This window comes from Vibrio sp. Y10_XG_PY6, from assembly GCF_024181795.1.
GTDB classification, from domain to species: domain Bacteria; phylum Pseudomonadota; class Gammaproteobacteria; order Enterobacterales; family Vibrionaceae; genus Vibrio; species Vibrio diabolicus.
This window is the reverse complement of sequence record NZ_JAMZAQ010000001.1, coordinates 1,207,164-1,220,395: the sequence shown is the minus strand read 5'-3', so window position 1 is coordinate 1,220,395 and position 13,232 is coordinate 1,207,164. Positions and strand designations below refer to the sequence as shown.

Below are 13,232 nucleotides of genomic sequence, written 5' to 3'. Positions count from 1 at the left end.
ATGGCTAAGCCAACTCTTGCGCCAAAATCACAGGGGATGGATCCCCGTTTGTACTGCGATTACGCTCGCTTAGTACGCTTGCAAGCACAAGCAGAATCATTCAGTTTACTTCCTCACCTAAAAGCGGGTAGCGTACTCTCAGGCCGCCACAATTCGCTGTTTCGTGGTCGTGGATTGAACTTCGAAGAGCTGCGCCATTATCAATTGGGTGACGACATTCGTAACCTGGATTGGAAAGTTACGATGCGTACAGGTAAGCCGCACGTACGCAGTTATACAGAAGAAAAAGATCGCAACGTAATCGTGTGTGTCGACCAGAGAAGCACAATGTTTTTTGCTTCGACGCAAGTAATGAAATCGGTTGTCGCGGCAGAGATCGCAGCGATGTGTGGGTGGCGAGTATTAAAAGATGGCGACCGAGTTGGTTTTGTCATCGCATCCCAACAGGCGTTGTTTCACAGCAAGGCGCAGCGTTCGCAAAACGATCTTCTGGCTCAACTTAAGCGTCTCGCTAAAGCCAATCAATCGCTCAATGTGGACTCCCGCAATTCCGAAAAAGTGACGTTCAGTCAATGGATTGAGCTCATTAAACGCATGAAGCTCAAACAATCCACTTTGATTTTTATCAGCGACTGGAGCGACTGCGAGGAGCACCATCTTGACCACCTTAAACAGCTACAACAGCACAACGATGTTCTCGCAGTGATGGTCAGTGACCCATTAGAACAAGCACTACCAGACGATTTGGCAAAATCGAAATGGGTGGTTGGTGATGGGCAGTATCAACTCAATTTAGACAGCAAAGCAAAGGTAGAAGCCGCGAGCGCAAAGCTTGAGGCTCGAACTAGCTTACAGCGTCAATCACTCTCTCAACTTATGGCGATGAAACACCTTCCGCACATCGAACTCGATACGACAGGTGAGCACATTAAACAATTCCAAAAACTGGTAGGAGGGCGTTAAATGAGTGGTCTTCCTACGCCTCCGAGTACCTACATACTCAGAGACCTACATGATGTGGCCGTGCCACCAAGCGTGAGTTGGTATCCGCAAACTATTGGCTGGAAGATTTTAGCGGCGGTTGCGCTCATTGCATTGGTGTATGTCGCGTATCGTTTGGCTCAACAGTGGTGGTGTAACCGCTACCGACAAGAAGCTCTGTTGACGATTTCGCAAATCAAACCGAGCGACAAAGGCATGCCTAAAGCATTGTTCTCTGTGCTTAAAATTGTGCTGATTCATGTTGATAGCCGTAACGCGAAATTGTTTGATACTGCCTTTTTGCGCAAGCTTGATGCGCTATATCCGCAAACCGGAGATTCTCAAGCAAACTCGCAAGTGGTCTTTAACGATGAGCTTTCAAAGCGCTGGTTACAAAGTATTGTTGACCCAAGCGTTATGCTAACCAACGAAGAGCGATTAACGCTTATTGCTCGTGCGAAAAACTGGGTGAGTGAACACCGTTGTGATGCTCAAAAAAGCGCGGCAAAGAAATCACCACTATTGAAACGCAAAGCAAATCAGGGAGGTCAACATGAATGATCTTCTTGTATCGCTAACTGGTTTGTCTGGTTTTGAATTTGCTCACCCAATGTGGTTTCTGATTTTGCCGCTGCCATTGGTGGTGTACTACTTGGTGCCTGCATATCGCACTAAGCAAATGGCGATCAAAGTGCCGTTTTTTAGTCAGCTTGTGGAAGCGATTGGCGAGACGCCATTAGAGGGTGCAAGCCAGTTAACCCCAAGCTGGTGGCAACGAGCAACGTTAATTCTCTCATGGCTTTTGGTGGTGTGTGCGATGGCCAAACCCACCGTGCTAGGCGAGCCTCAAGTACGCGAGAGTTTAGGGCGCGATGTGATGGTCGTGGTGGATCTTTCTGGTTCCATGGCTGAGCCTGATTTCACCTCTCGTACGGGCGAAAAAATTTCTCGCCTTGATGCGGCGAAAGAAGTGCTGACGGAGTTTGTTCAGTCTCGTAAAGGTGACCGATTAGGCTTGGTTCTTTTTGGTGATGCCGCTTTTGTGCCAACGCCATTTACCGCTGACCAAAAAGTGTGGCTCGAACTGCTTAATCAAACCGATGTGGCGATGGCAGGGCAGAGTACCCATCTTGGTGATGCGATTGGCTTAGCGATTAAAGTTTTTGAGCAAAGCGATAAGTCGCGTGGTGCTTTAGAACAAGATCAAAACCGTGAAAAAGTCGCGATTGTATTAACCGATGGTAACGACACGGGCAGCTTTGTCGAACCGATTGATGCGGCGAAAGTTGCGAAAGCCAAAGGCGTGCGAGTACACGTGATTGCGATGGGCGATCCTGAAACGATAGGTGAAACCGCGTTGGATATGGACACGATTCATCGCATTGCGAAAGAATCCGGCGGTGAAGCGTTTGAAGCACTCAACCGTGATGAACTGTCGGCTGCCTACGACGAGATTGGCAAACTGGAACCTCAACTTTACGAAAGCACCACATACCGGCCGAAACAAAGTCTTCACCATTACTTGATGGCGTTAGTGGTCATCATGCATTTACTCGCGTTCAGCGTCGCGACACTCAAAAGAAGGGCTGCAACACGATCATCATTAGGAGAGAGCGATGTTTGATTCTCTTAGTTGGACGCAATTCTTTACGCAGTTTCATTTTATCCGACCGCTGTGGTTACTGGCTTTGATCCCTATGTTTTTCTTGGTGTGGTTGCGCTGGCGAGAAGAAAGCAAACCAAGCTGGAAGGATATTCTGCCCGAACATTTACGCAATGCTTTGACGATAGGCGAGCGAGGTTGGCGTAAGCAACTGCCGCTTAAGCTCTTGATGCTGATTGTGCTAATCGCCATTGTGATTTGTGCAGGCCCAACGTGGCAACGTGAATCTTCTCCCTTTGGTGAAGATAAAGCCTCTCTGCTTGTGGTGCTTGATAATAGCGACTCGATGCTGCAAAAAGATCTCCCACCAAGCCGCCTTGAGCGTTCCAAACAGAAAATACGCGATTTGTTAGTTGCGCGAAAAGGCGGAAAAACGGGTTTAGTCGTGTTTGCGGGCAGTGCTCATGTGGCGATGCCTGTGACTCAAGACAGCAAAGTATTTGACCCATTCTTGGCGGCCATTACGCCAGAAATCATGCCCGTGCAAGGTAAGCTTGCTGAAAAAGCCTTGCCGTTAATTGATCAACAATTGCAAGGTCAACCAGGCTCCACCGTTTTGTTGGTGAGCGATGGCGTGAACCCGGCCACGATTAAGCAATACCAAGCGTATTTTGCAGGTAAACCTTATCAACTGTTAATTCTTGCTGCGGGGAATACAGATATCGTGAGTAACAACCCGATGGATTTGGATTCTCTGCAAAAACTGGCCAGCCAGACCAACGGTCGATTGGTGGAAGTGACGGTCGATAACAGTGATATCGAACAACTGAATCAATACGTTGAGCGCAATATGCAGCTTAATGGCGAATCTTCAATGCCTTGGAAAGACATGGGTTATCAACTGCTGTTCCCAATCGCGTTGATCATGATGCTGTGGTTTAGAAAAGGGTGGTTAGTGCAGTGGTGCGTGATTGCAATGGTGAGCGGTACACTATTGATGCCGACCAGTGCAATGGCGGAGAACGTTTCTGTTAAAGCCGAGCAGCCACAAGTTGTGCAAAAAGTGACGACCTTCGACAAGGTGGCGCAATGGTGGTGGGATTTGTGGCTGACGCCAGACCAACAAGGGCAGCGTTTGTTCAACCAACAAGCGTATTTAGAAGCTGCAAAACACTTTGTCGATCCATTACGCAAAGGCACGGCGTACTACTACGCTAGCGAGTTTGAGCTCGCGCACAGTGCGTTTTTGGAAATGCAAAACGACCCGTCCGAAGAGGTTAGAGATTACGGTCTTTACAATGCGGCGAGCGCATTGGCGCGTCAGCGTGAATATTTGGCTGCTCGTGACTTGTTAAAATCCCTAGCCAGTAAGCCAACGTTGAGCGAGTCGTTAAGACCTGATGTTGAGCACAACTTGAAAGTGATTGCTGGCATCGTCGATGAGATAAATCAGATGAGTGAGAGTCAAGCAGGAACAGAGCAAGAGGCGTCAACCGAGCTAGGCGACAACCCTCAAACCGCAGAAGGAGCGGATGAACAAACGTCAGCAGAGTTGATGATTAAAGAGACGTTAAGCGCAGACGACATCTTAGGTAGCCAAGAATTAGCCGACAAGTGGCTAAAGCGAGTCGAAGCGGATCCGAAGTATTTCTTACGCGCTAAATTTCAAATTCAATTACGCTCGCCAACAACGGGTAGCTCAACTACGACAACGGAACACAATACAGAGGAGGCTGCCCAATGATGATGAATGCCCATCGCGTGACCTCTTTTGCACTTCCTGCAAGGATAGTGGCATGGTTAGTGGTTTGTTTGAGTCTGTTCGTAAGTCGTCACGTTTTCGCTCAGGATATTTACGATCTTCAACGCAATCATGGTGTTGAGTTGCAAGCGTGGGTCGGTCAACAACCAACGGCTGGAGAAAAGCGTAAAACGCCAAGTTTTAGTGTCAACGAGCAAGTCATTTTAACCATCGAAGTGGCAACGCCGCGCTGGTTTACGGGTGGGACGCGAATTGGCAGTATTGAAATGCCCAATGTTATCGCCAAACAGCGTAATCAGTTAGCCACTAACTTCACGGAGCACAAGGGCGGACAAACTTGGTCGCGTCAACGCTGGGAAGTGACTTTGTATCCACAAGCATCTGGTGATTTTGTGATTCCACCTGTCGCAGTGGGCGTTCAGGTGTCAGCGCCGGACGGCGAGAAGGTGTCAGGCACCCTTTACACGCAGCCGATTAAGTTCAAAACTGTCTTGCCATCGGGATTGTTGAGCGGTGACACTCCTTGGTTTTCTGCAACGCACGTAGACGTAAAACAAGAGTGGGAAACCTCCACTGAGTCACTTAAAGTTGGGGATGCAATCACGCGTAAAATCACCATTTTGGCTCATGATTCGCTATCTGTGTTGCTACCAGACTTGTTGAAAGGAGAATCAACAACCCGTTACCAAGCGTATCCTCAACCGCACCGTCTTACAGATACGCAAACACGTGGTGATTACCAGTCAACACGCACAGAAGAGAGCGTGTACGTGATTCAACAAGGTGGTGAATTAACTCTGCCAGATTATGAGTTCCGTTGGTGGAACAGTAAGACTCAACAAGTGGAAACGGTGGTGTTAGAGGGCAAAACATTTGTTGCGAAGCACACGTTGAAATCCTTCATCAAAACGTACTTTGCATGGATTGTATCCACGCTTGTATTGCTGGGTTTTGTGATTATTTCATTGGTAGCCATTAAACGTTACTACCGCAACAGACCGACACCAGCATGGTTGACGTTCCACCGTTTGTTAAAGGCTAAACGCTGGTCTGAAGCAAGGGCCGTATTGTACAAACAATTGCGTTTAAATACGGCAGTGCTGGAAATGACCAAAGCCGATACGAGTAAATCGTGGCAAAAAAGTGCGTCGCGAATGCAAAATGGCGAAAATAGCGCTCATTTAATGAAGTCGATGTGGCGCAAGATCCAGACCAAACAACAACGCTTTAAATTCCGTATACCGCGAGCGTTACCAGAACTGGACAAAGTCATTGGAAGAGATGGCAATGAATAAAGCGGGGCGCTAATATAGCGCCTCGTTTTTATTAGAGAATAGATTTCAAATGAGCCAAGAGTTTATGCGCCGCGCATTGGAAGTGTCCAAAAATGCGCTTCCTGAATGTCAACCCAACCCGCCGGTTGGCTGCGTGTTAGTGAAAGACAATCAAATCGTTTCAGAAGGTCATACTCAAGCTATTGGTGGCAATCACGCGGAAGTAGAAGCACTGAATGCATATCAAGGCTCGTTAGAATCGGTGACGGCATACGTTACGCTCGAACCGTGTTCGTTTGTTGGTCGCACGCCAGCGTGCGCGGTGACATTAGTAAAATCCGGTATTGGCAAAGTCGTCGTAGCCATGTTGGACCCAGATCCGCGCAACAGTGGTCGAGGAATCGAGATTCTAGAACAAGCGGGTATTGAGGTGGAAATTGGTTTATGCGGCGAGGAAGTCTGCGAGTTTCTTACCCCATATTTAGGCAAATCTTAATGTAAGCTTTGGCTTGCACGCTAGCTGCTCACTTATGCGGTGAATGGAGTACGTCAAAATTGAGTTAAAACTCATTAAAACAGGTCTTACCGCCCATTTCTTGTACTTGGTTACGTTAACTATCATGCTGTTAGATTAAAATAGAAAAAGTGATTTTCGAAAAATTTAATAGCATGAAACCGACCGATCTGAATCTTATCCCCATCTTTATTGCCATCTATGAAGAGGGGAATTTATCTAAAGCGGCAGCACGTCTCAGTATCACGCAGCCCGCAGTCAGCAAAGCGTTGGCACGTCTTCGTGATATTTATGACGAACCTTTATTTCATCGCTGTACCAAGGGAGTAGAACCTACCTCTTTTGCTATGGATATTTACCCTGCGCTGCTTACTTCGGTGCAAAACTTTACTTCAACTCTGACGGCTTCTAGCGAATTTGACCCTAAAGTGTCGAATCGAGTGTTTTCCATTGCTTGTGTCTCTGTTGCAAGTTTTGAGTTGCTCCCTCAAGTTATGAAACAGATCAGTGAGTTAGCACCACATATTGCTTTAGAGGTTCATCCACTCTTTACGGAAGATTTTGAAAGCGATCTGCGTTTGCAACGTTACGACTTGATCATTGATATCGCGCCAAGAGCAAGAACAGTTTTAAAAGTTGAAACTGTACTTACTGAGCGCTTGGTGGTGGTGTCTAGCGAGGAGCACCCACGCTTAAAGGACGAGATTACGGCTGAACAATTTTTTGAAGAAGAACATGTGGTGGTTTCGCAGTGGCAGAGTCGTAAGAGCTTGTTAAACGCCGATGATATTGTCGACTTGGACAAAAGAAAGATAAAGTATCGAGCTTCTGGCGTGTTGGAAATGCTACCTGTTATCTGCGGTAGTGAATATATTGGTTTAATGCCCGAGTCGATGATCAACTTGTTCAACCACACCTATCATGTTAAATCTTTATCTATGCCATTTGATGAACAAACCTATGAGCTCTGCACAATATGGCATCCTAGTCGGACAAACGACAGTGCCCATCAATGGTTGCGATCACAGATTAAACAAGCAGGGAAAACCATCAACCAATAGGAAGTGCAATGAAGAAGACAATACGTGCCATCCTTAACGGCAAAAAAGCTGGGAACCCAGAGTTAAGAGATGCAATCATGAAAATGAGAGACAAGGGCGTCGATGTGCAAGTGCGAGTGACTTGGGAATCTCAAGACATGCCGCGCTTGGTGAAAGAAGCGGTTGATGAAGGGATTGAACGTATTGTTGTCGCTGGTGGCGATGGGACCGTCAATGAGGCGGCTTCTGCGATTATCCAAATTGAAGAAGAAAAACGCCCTGAGTTAGCCATTATCCCTCTTGGTACCGCAAATGATTTTGCCACCGCGATTCAAGTGCCAGCTTCTATCAAGGCGTCTTTATCTCTCGCCGTAGAAGGGCAGTCTGCTTTGGTCGATTGTGTCAAGGCTAACGATCGCTACTTTATTAACGTGGCAACAGCTGGGTTTGGCGCAGAAGTTACGGCAGAAACGCCTGTTGAACTTAAAAACTTTCTTGGTGGCGGCGCTTATACACTAACCGGTGTTGTAAAAGCGCTCGGCTTTAAACCTTATGACGGAACAATAAAAATTGAAGGCGGGGCTTATCAGGGAGAAATGTTGCTTGGCGCTTTTTGCAATGGTCGCTTAGCTGGAGGTGGGCAAGAGTTAGCGTCGAAAGCGATGATTAATGATGGCTTGATGGATCTAACACTGGTGCGTCCATTCTTGCCTCATGAGCTGCCGAAAGTTATCGAAGAGATCAATAATCCTAGCGAGAAAGGTGAGTTTGTAAAACACACAAGAGCAAGCTGGTTGGAGATAGACTTCCCAAATCCACTACCGCTTAATTTAGATGGTGAACCATATCATTCGAGAACAATACGGTTTGATGTTCAGCCTAAGAGTATACGATTAGTCTTGCCTCAAGATTGTCCTTGCTTGGTCAGCTAAACGAGTAGTTTCACGGCCCATAAACAACACAGCCTCCAATATGTGGCTGTGTTGTTTGTGTTGAGGTGTCAGGCGAATTAAAGCTTTTGAATGGTCTCTACGTCGATCTGCTTGGTTGTCCACTCTGAGTCAACTTCGCCTCGAATCGTCACTTTATCGTTTGGACCAACGTCTAGTCCCATCCAATCTTCATTGTCGATTTCCACTTCGATTTCACCAGTCTCATCTTTGAACAAGTAAGTCTCGTTACCAAGAGATTGAACAATGTGCCCGGTTAACATGACTGCGCTGTCGTCGGTTGCGTTGTGCGCCTCTTTCACCGAATTAATTACGCTTATTTCTGGACCATTAAACGCGGCGAAAGCTGAGCTTGAAAGTAGGGCAAACATGGATGCTAAAATCATTTTTTTCATTATCGTCTCCTTAAATTAGAAGTAGTAAGTTGTGCCTACGTTAAAGGATGCAGTGTTCGCGTATCGGTCTAGTTGATATTTTGCGTTTGCACCTATGGTGAGCTGCGGGAAAATTCGGTATTCCGCACCCACTGAGAACATTGCGCCTAGCTCGTTGTTTTTCTCCGTGTTGTGGAAAAGCGTGTTGTTCATTTCTACATCATCATTCGCGACAAGCTCATATTCTTGATGTTTAGAAACCTTGGCGTTGTATTCCGTGTGCGTTAGACCCGCTTTGAATTTTGTTGTCCATTTGTCATTTAATGCATAACTAAACACTGGAGACAGCGACACTTGCTTGGCTTTGATTGACGCATCCCAATCCATTTCATGATGGTAATCTTTGCCATCAATTTGTTTGATACCAAGGTTCTTTGAACGATTATCATCAAGGTCAAATTGGCTGTAGCCCAACTCTAGCGCCCAGTTGTCATTGAATGCGTAACCGACAAAACCTGAGAAAATACCGTCTTCAAGCTCAGGGTTGAGTGTTACGTTGTCAGTTGAAAAGTGAGGTTCCAAATCATGGTCAGTGGTGCCTAGTCCATATTCCAGACCTACATAAGGAGCCGCAGATACCGAAACTGAGCAGGTAACAAGTAACGCAAGAAGTGTTTTGTTCATTTTATTTTGCCTCTTCAAATCAACTTAGTGAGTAGAAGCGCATTTTGTGTGAAGAAGCGTGAAGCGATCGTGAAGAAACGAAAAAATGTTTAGAAAAAAGAACAAGGGGAGATAACGAGGGGCGGTTTGAGTGAACAAACACCAAGCTCTTTATATAGAGTAAGTTAAGTTGCTGCGACGTAACACACCGCAAACGGGACATTAAGGCGAGTAAACTCTTTGATCCAACGCCATTGGTTATCCTGGATTTTATCGCCAGGGCCTTTCACTTCAATCCATTCGAACTCATTTTCTTTAAAAGCAATGAGATCCGGCATCCCATTACGGTAAAGCTTAAGGTCGCTCAATTGTATTTTGAACAGCGCCATCAGCATATTGGTTGGGATAGTGTTGAGCGCTGTTTCGAGTAGCTCTTTACTTATTAAATTCCAATGTACAAATGGATTACTAATGCCAAACTTCTCATCGTATTTTGTCAATAACGTCTGGGTGTTGCCCGCTTCTAGTTCGGCAAAAGCGGTGTATATCAAAGCTTGGCGCTTGGTAACAAAATCCGAGTGATATAAATCTAAAGGACGGTGTTGATAAGCGTTAATGAATGCCCCTTCAATAGGAGCAAAAATCGCATCCCAAAAAGTGAGGCCAAGTAATGCATTAAGCAGTGCATTTTCGGCGTAAAATACTGTCCAGCCTAAGGACTCAAAATACGCTTTACTGGCAAGTTCTACTCGTTGTTGAGATAAATCCAGTTCAATATGGTATTCGGAGCAGAGTGGCTTCGCTACTCTTGGTACTTTCGCGCCTTGTTTTCGCTTCAACCGTTGCTCAAGTTTTTGTGCGACTTCGAGCTCAGACACATCAATTGGCGACTGTAGCATCTCTGTGACAATGTCACTAAATAAATCATCTTGGTTTAGTTTGTCATAGATACGTGCACGTCGTTCTCGGCTCGGAGCGAGCTGAGTTTGGCTAAATAGAGATAGGGCGGTCTCTAGATCATTAAGCCGTTCGTAATCACGTGCTATGTCATTCAACATGTGCTCACGCTTACGATCTACGTAATGGTGATTAACGGGCTGAGGCATTGCCTCAATTAATAAGTCGAGGTTCGTTTTGTCTTTTCGATCAAATTGCCAGTACAGGTTGGCCAGTTGGCTCAGTTCAATTAAGCGGTCTATTTGCTCACGTGAATCAAAGAAACGGCGCACTTTACTCAATTGGTATTGCTCGAACTGATGTAGACCTAAGTCATCAAGCACAAACTGACTTAAGTCTTGATGGGTGTTGGCAAAAAACAGGGTGAGTAACACGTCGATCATGTGAGCTGAATTGAGTTTGATGATCGTAAACTCAAGCTGCTCAAAACGATCAAATTCCGTGTTGCTTAAACGCTCTACAAGGGCATCTTTCTTTAATGACTTCGGTAGCTCTGGGTAAAGTGCAGAGATCTCCGGTTTCGTCAGTAAGTTAGACGCTAACTCTTGATGAGCGAGTGTTGGGGAAAGGACCACAAACTCATGTTGACTCAATTCTGCCAGTGCTTCATCGATTGAAGGTATTTCTTGATAACTCAGCTTATCACTTCGAAACCAACACCCTTTTCGGCTGTATAAACGCACCAACAGGCACTGGGCGTGTTTGCTCAAAGAATTAAACGAGCGAAGCCAAGCGTGTTCTTCCTCGGCCAGTAAATCGCTGTACCAGGTTACTGCGTGGTGAGTCAGCTTAAAGAAGTTTTCTAGATAGTAGTCTGGTGCAAGTTCGATAGGGCTTTCCATAAACGACCGATAACAAAAAAGGCTTAACCCATAGGTTAAGCCTTTTCGCTATCAAATCAATTCGCAATTATGCGTTTTTTAGGTGCGCTACTTTCGCTTCAGACAGTGGCTTAGTGATGAACGCAAGTACGATACATACTGCCATCATTGCTGAAGAAATAGTGTAAGCCAAGGTGTAGCCTTCGCCGTTCGTCATAGAGAAGCCAACAACTGCTGCGCCGATTGCACCACCGATACCCCATGCAGTGTAAAGCACACCGTAGTTAGTACCGTAGTTTTTCAAACCGTAGAACTCGGCCGTTAGAGTAGGGAATACCGCTAGAAGTGTACCGTAACCTACCGCTGCGATCGCAGTACCAATGATCAGAGTGAACTCAGAGTCGAACGTTGCGAACAGCACCATGTTTACGCCTTGTAGGACGAACGCAAGTAGGAGTGTACGAACACCGCCGATTTTATCTGCAAGCATACCCGCAGCAACACGGCCGCCTGAGTTAAATACAGCAAGAATAGACGCTAGGTAAACGGCGTTTGGTAAGTTTGCTTGAACGCTTGCGATGGTCGTGATGTTACCGATGATCATTAGACCAACAGAAGCTGCGAATGCGTACATGATCCATAGAGAGTAGAACTGTGGCGTCTTCAGCATTGCTTTCCAAGTTAGGTCATCTGACTTTTTAACCGCTTTAGGTGCTTGACCTTCTTTTACTTTAGGCTCTGCAGGTGTGTAGTCTGCTGGTGGGTTATTGATGGTTGCTGCAAGAGGAACTGCAATTGCCAGGATACCAACACCAAGAACCATAAAGCTCGTTTGAATGCCCATGCTGTCGATCAATGATGATGTTACTGGTGCTAGGTAGATAGCCGCTAGACCAAAACCAGCCGCAATAATGCCGTTAACCATGCCTTTCTTCGAAGCGTGGAACCATTTCATTGCAGAAGGTGATAGGCATGCGTAGCCAAAACCGATACCTGCACCTGTGATCACACCGAAGGTAATGTTCAGCATGAGTGGAGTGTCAACAAAGCCAGATGCGATCATGCCTAGACCTGTAAGAACAGTACCTAGGATAAGGATCATACGCGGACCCATGCGGTCTTGAAGAATACCTGCAACAAGAAGACAGATAGAGAAAGTGATGGTTGCAGTTGCGTAAGGTGCAGAAGCTTCTGCAGCACTCCAGCCTGATTCAGTTACCAGTGCCTTGTTGAATACACTCCAAGCATACAGGATGCCAAGACAAAGGTTGATACAGAACCCTGCTAACAGGATGCGCATAGCTTTATCAATCTTGCTCATTTTCATTCTCAGTTTTTCCTCTTGTTGGCAATGCCGCAAAGAGGGTTGGTTTAAAGATGTTTTTTCTCAAAATTAGTTTGCGTTTTTCAACGATTAACGCAATGAGCGCGGATTATAACCAATAAATATGTGATTGGAATCTCTTTTTGCCGTTACTGATAAAATAATTTGAAACATTAAAAGCGGATGTGAATTCATGGTTTTGTATGTGGTTGGAGTGTTATCAAAAAGTGATGATTTTTGTTGTGAGGAACGAGGAACTAGTCAAAACAGAGAATTCAGTGCGCAGTTGGGTGCACAGCTCACATTTCATATAAAAAATTTCAAAATGTTACCGTGTTAACTCCCTGTAACAAAAATGACTGAAATATCGTCTTGTCGCTGTAAGTATTGGATGTAAAGGGTTTCTTAAATTTAAATTGTTAACCTTTTGTAATAACTAGAGCTGATTAGGTTTTTTGTGCATTAAGTGAACAAAAAAGTCACTTGTAATTGCAGATTATAGGAGCAGAATATAGCGAAAAATGAGATTTCATTTATGAAGGGATGCTTTTTTAGACTTGTTGTGAGGTGACTTATGAAACTGTTCCTATTACTCATGGCTTCGGTATCTGCTGGTGTCGCATCTGCAGACCACATCCATTCATTTATGTTGGGTCTATCTATTGCTTCTCTAGCGGTAGGGAGCTGTTATTTCTTTGCATTCCGTAGCTCGCGCTTTCCGCAGCTTGCTTTATTCTTACTAATTTGCGGCATGCTTTCTAAGTTGACGATAACGGTTGTTGGTGTGATGTGGGGAATGTCGGCTGAATTAATTACATCTCCAATCGTCTTCGCACTTTCGTATTTATTCTTCTCCCTCGCCGTGACCTACTTATGGTTTAGTTATCGAGAGAGTATTACTAAGATCCCTGATCGATTTAAGTCAGCGTAAATCGTCAAATAAGAACACATAATGAAAAAACGCCAGCA

Annotated in this window: 13 protein-coding genes; 9 read left to right on the top strand and 4 right to left on the bottom strand. The window is 45.5% G+C overall.

The window, feature by feature from the left end:
- The 8 genes from NL644_RS05390 to yegS all read left to right on the top strand — a co-directional run bounded on the left by NL644_RS05390 (position 1) and on the right by yegS (position 8,106).
- Positions 1-963, top strand: a complete 963-nt coding sequence (locus NL644_RS05390; protein ID WP_046875998.1) for a DUF58 domain-containing protein — start codon at positions 1-3, stop codon at positions 961-963.
- Positions 964-1,542 carry a DUF4381 domain-containing protein gene (locus tag NL644_RS05385; RefSeq protein WP_114323670.1) on the top strand — a complete coding sequence of 193 codons (579 nt, stop codon included), beginning with the start codon at positions 964-966 and terminating at the stop codon, positions 1,540-1,542.
- Entirely contained in the window at positions 1,535-2,605 is a 1,071-nt protein-coding gene (locus tag NL644_RS05380; RefSeq protein WP_253658125.1) for a VWA domain-containing protein, read from the top strand. The genes NL644_RS05385 and NL644_RS05380 overlap by 8 nt, the downstream gene beginning before the upstream one ends.
- Positions 2,598-4,328 (top strand): VWA domain-containing protein, encoded by a 1,731-nt coding sequence (locus tag NL644_RS05375; protein ID WP_114323671.1) that lies wholly within the window; start codon positions 2,598-2,600, stop codon positions 4,326-4,328. Before NL644_RS05380 ends, NL644_RS05375 begins: the two co-directional genes overlap by 8 nt.
- Entirely contained in the window at positions 4,325-5,641 is a 1,317-nt protein-coding gene (locus NL644_RS05370) for a BatD family protein (RefSeq protein ID WP_114323672.1), read from the top strand. Before NL644_RS05375 ends, NL644_RS05370 begins: the two co-directional genes overlap by 4 nt.
- 49 nt (positions 5,642-5,690) lie before the next feature.
- Entirely contained in the window at positions 5,691-6,116 is a 426-nt protein-coding gene (locus tag NL644_RS05365; protein ID WP_005398150.1) for a bifunctional diaminohydroxyphosphoribosylaminopyrimidine deaminase/5-amino-6-(5-phosphoribosylamino)uracil reductase RibD, read from the top strand.
- Positions 6,117-6,289: 173 nt separating this feature from the next.
- On the top strand, positions 6,290-7,195 hold the full coding sequence (locus NL644_RS05360; protein ID WP_181869539.1) for a LysR family transcriptional regulator: 906 nt from the start codon (positions 6,290-6,292) through the stop codon (positions 7,193-7,195).
- Positions 7,196-7,203: 8 nt separating this feature from the next.
- Positions 7,204-8,106, top strand: coding sequence for a lipid kinase YegS (yegS, locus tag NL644_RS05355; RefSeq protein WP_104973618.1), 903 nt, complete (start codon positions 7,204-7,206; stop codon positions 8,104-8,106).
- 77 nt (positions 8,107-8,183) lie between these two features.
- On the opposite strand, the gene NL644_RS05350 is transcribed toward yegS, so the two are convergent.
- From NL644_RS05350 to NL644_RS05335, 4 genes are all read right to left on the bottom strand, one after another.
- Positions 8,184-8,519 carry a NirD/YgiW/YdeI family stress tolerance protein gene (locus NL644_RS05350; protein WP_053807720.1) on the bottom strand — a complete coding sequence of 112 codons (336 nt, stop codon included), beginning with the start codon at positions 8,517-8,519 and terminating at the stop codon, positions 8,184-8,186.
- A gap of 15 nt (positions 8,520-8,534) precedes the next feature.
- Positions 8,535-9,182, bottom strand: coding sequence for an AcfA family outer membrane beta-barrel protein (locus tag NL644_RS05345; protein ID WP_114323674.1), 648 nt, complete (start codon positions 9,180-9,182; stop codon positions 8,535-8,537).
- Positions 9,183-9,346: 164 nt separating this feature from the next.
- The gene (locus NL644_RS05340; protein WP_114323675.1) at positions 9,347-10,960 is read right to left on the bottom strand and encodes a VRR-NUC domain-containing protein; all 1,614 of its coding nucleotides are present in this window, start codon (positions 10,958-10,960) and stop codon (positions 9,347-9,349) included.
- Between the two features lie 67 nt (positions 10,961-11,027).
- Positions 11,028-12,260 (bottom strand): OFA family MFS transporter, encoded by a 1,233-nt coding sequence (locus tag NL644_RS05335; protein ID WP_104970823.1) that lies wholly within the window; start codon positions 12,258-12,260, stop codon positions 11,028-11,030.
- 577 nt (positions 12,261-12,837) lie between these two features.
- Here NL644_RS05335 and NL644_RS05330 point away from each other — a divergent pair.
- Positions 12,838-13,194, top strand: a complete 357-nt coding sequence (locus tag NL644_RS05330; protein WP_005398137.1) for a hypothetical protein — start codon at positions 12,838-12,840, stop codon at positions 13,192-13,194.
- The last annotated feature ends 38 nt before the right edge of the window (positions 13,195-13,232 follow it).

Bases quoted from the DNA above. Each gene is read 5' to 3' on its own strand.
- NL644_RS05390 (WP_046875998.1), top strand. From the start codon at position 1: ATGGCTAAGCCAACTCTTGCGCCAAAATCACAGGGGATGGATCCCCGT.
- NL644_RS05385 (WP_114323670.1), top strand. From the start codon at position 964: ATGAGTGGTCTTCCTACGCCTCCGAGTACCTACATACTCAGAGACCTA.
- NL644_RS05380 (WP_253658125.1), top strand. From the start codon at position 1,535: ATGAATGATCTTCTTGTATCGCTAACTGGTTTGTCTGGTTTTGAATTT.
- NL644_RS05375 (WP_114323671.1), top strand. From the start codon at position 2,598: ATGTTTGATTCTCTTAGTTGGACGCAATTCTTTACGCAGTTTCATTTT.
- NL644_RS05370 (WP_114323672.1), top strand. From the start codon at position 4,325: ATGATGATGAATGCCCATCGCGTGACCTCTTTTGCACTTCCTGCAAGG.
- NL644_RS05365 (WP_005398150.1), top strand. From the start codon at position 5,691: ATGAGCCAAGAGTTTATGCGCCGCGCATTGGAAGTGTCCAAAAATGCG.
- NL644_RS05360 (WP_181869539.1), top strand. From the start codon at position 6,290: ATGAAACCGACCGATCTGAATCTTATCCCCATCTTTATTGCCATCTAT.
- yegS (WP_104973618.1), top strand. From the start codon at position 7,204: ATGAAGAAGACAATACGTGCCATCCTTAACGGCAAAAAAGCTGGGAAC.
- NL644_RS05350 (WP_053807720.1), bottom strand. From the start codon at position 8,519: ATGAAAAAAATGATTTTAGCATCCATGTTTGCCCTACTTTCAAGCTCA.
- NL644_RS05345 (WP_114323674.1), bottom strand. From the start codon at position 9,182: ATGAACAAAACACTTCTTGCGTTACTTGTTACCTGCTCAGTTTCGGTA.
- NL644_RS05340 (WP_114323675.1), bottom strand. From the start codon at position 10,960: ATGGAAAGCCCTATCGAACTTGCACCAGACTACTATCTAGAAAACTTC.
- NL644_RS05335 (WP_104970823.1), bottom strand. From the start codon at position 12,260: ATGAGCAAGATTGATAAAGCTATGCGCATCCTGTTAGCAGGGTTCTGT.
- NL644_RS05330 (WP_005398137.1), top strand. From the start codon at position 12,838: ATGAAACTGTTCCTATTACTCATGGCTTCGGTATCTGCTGGTGTCGCA.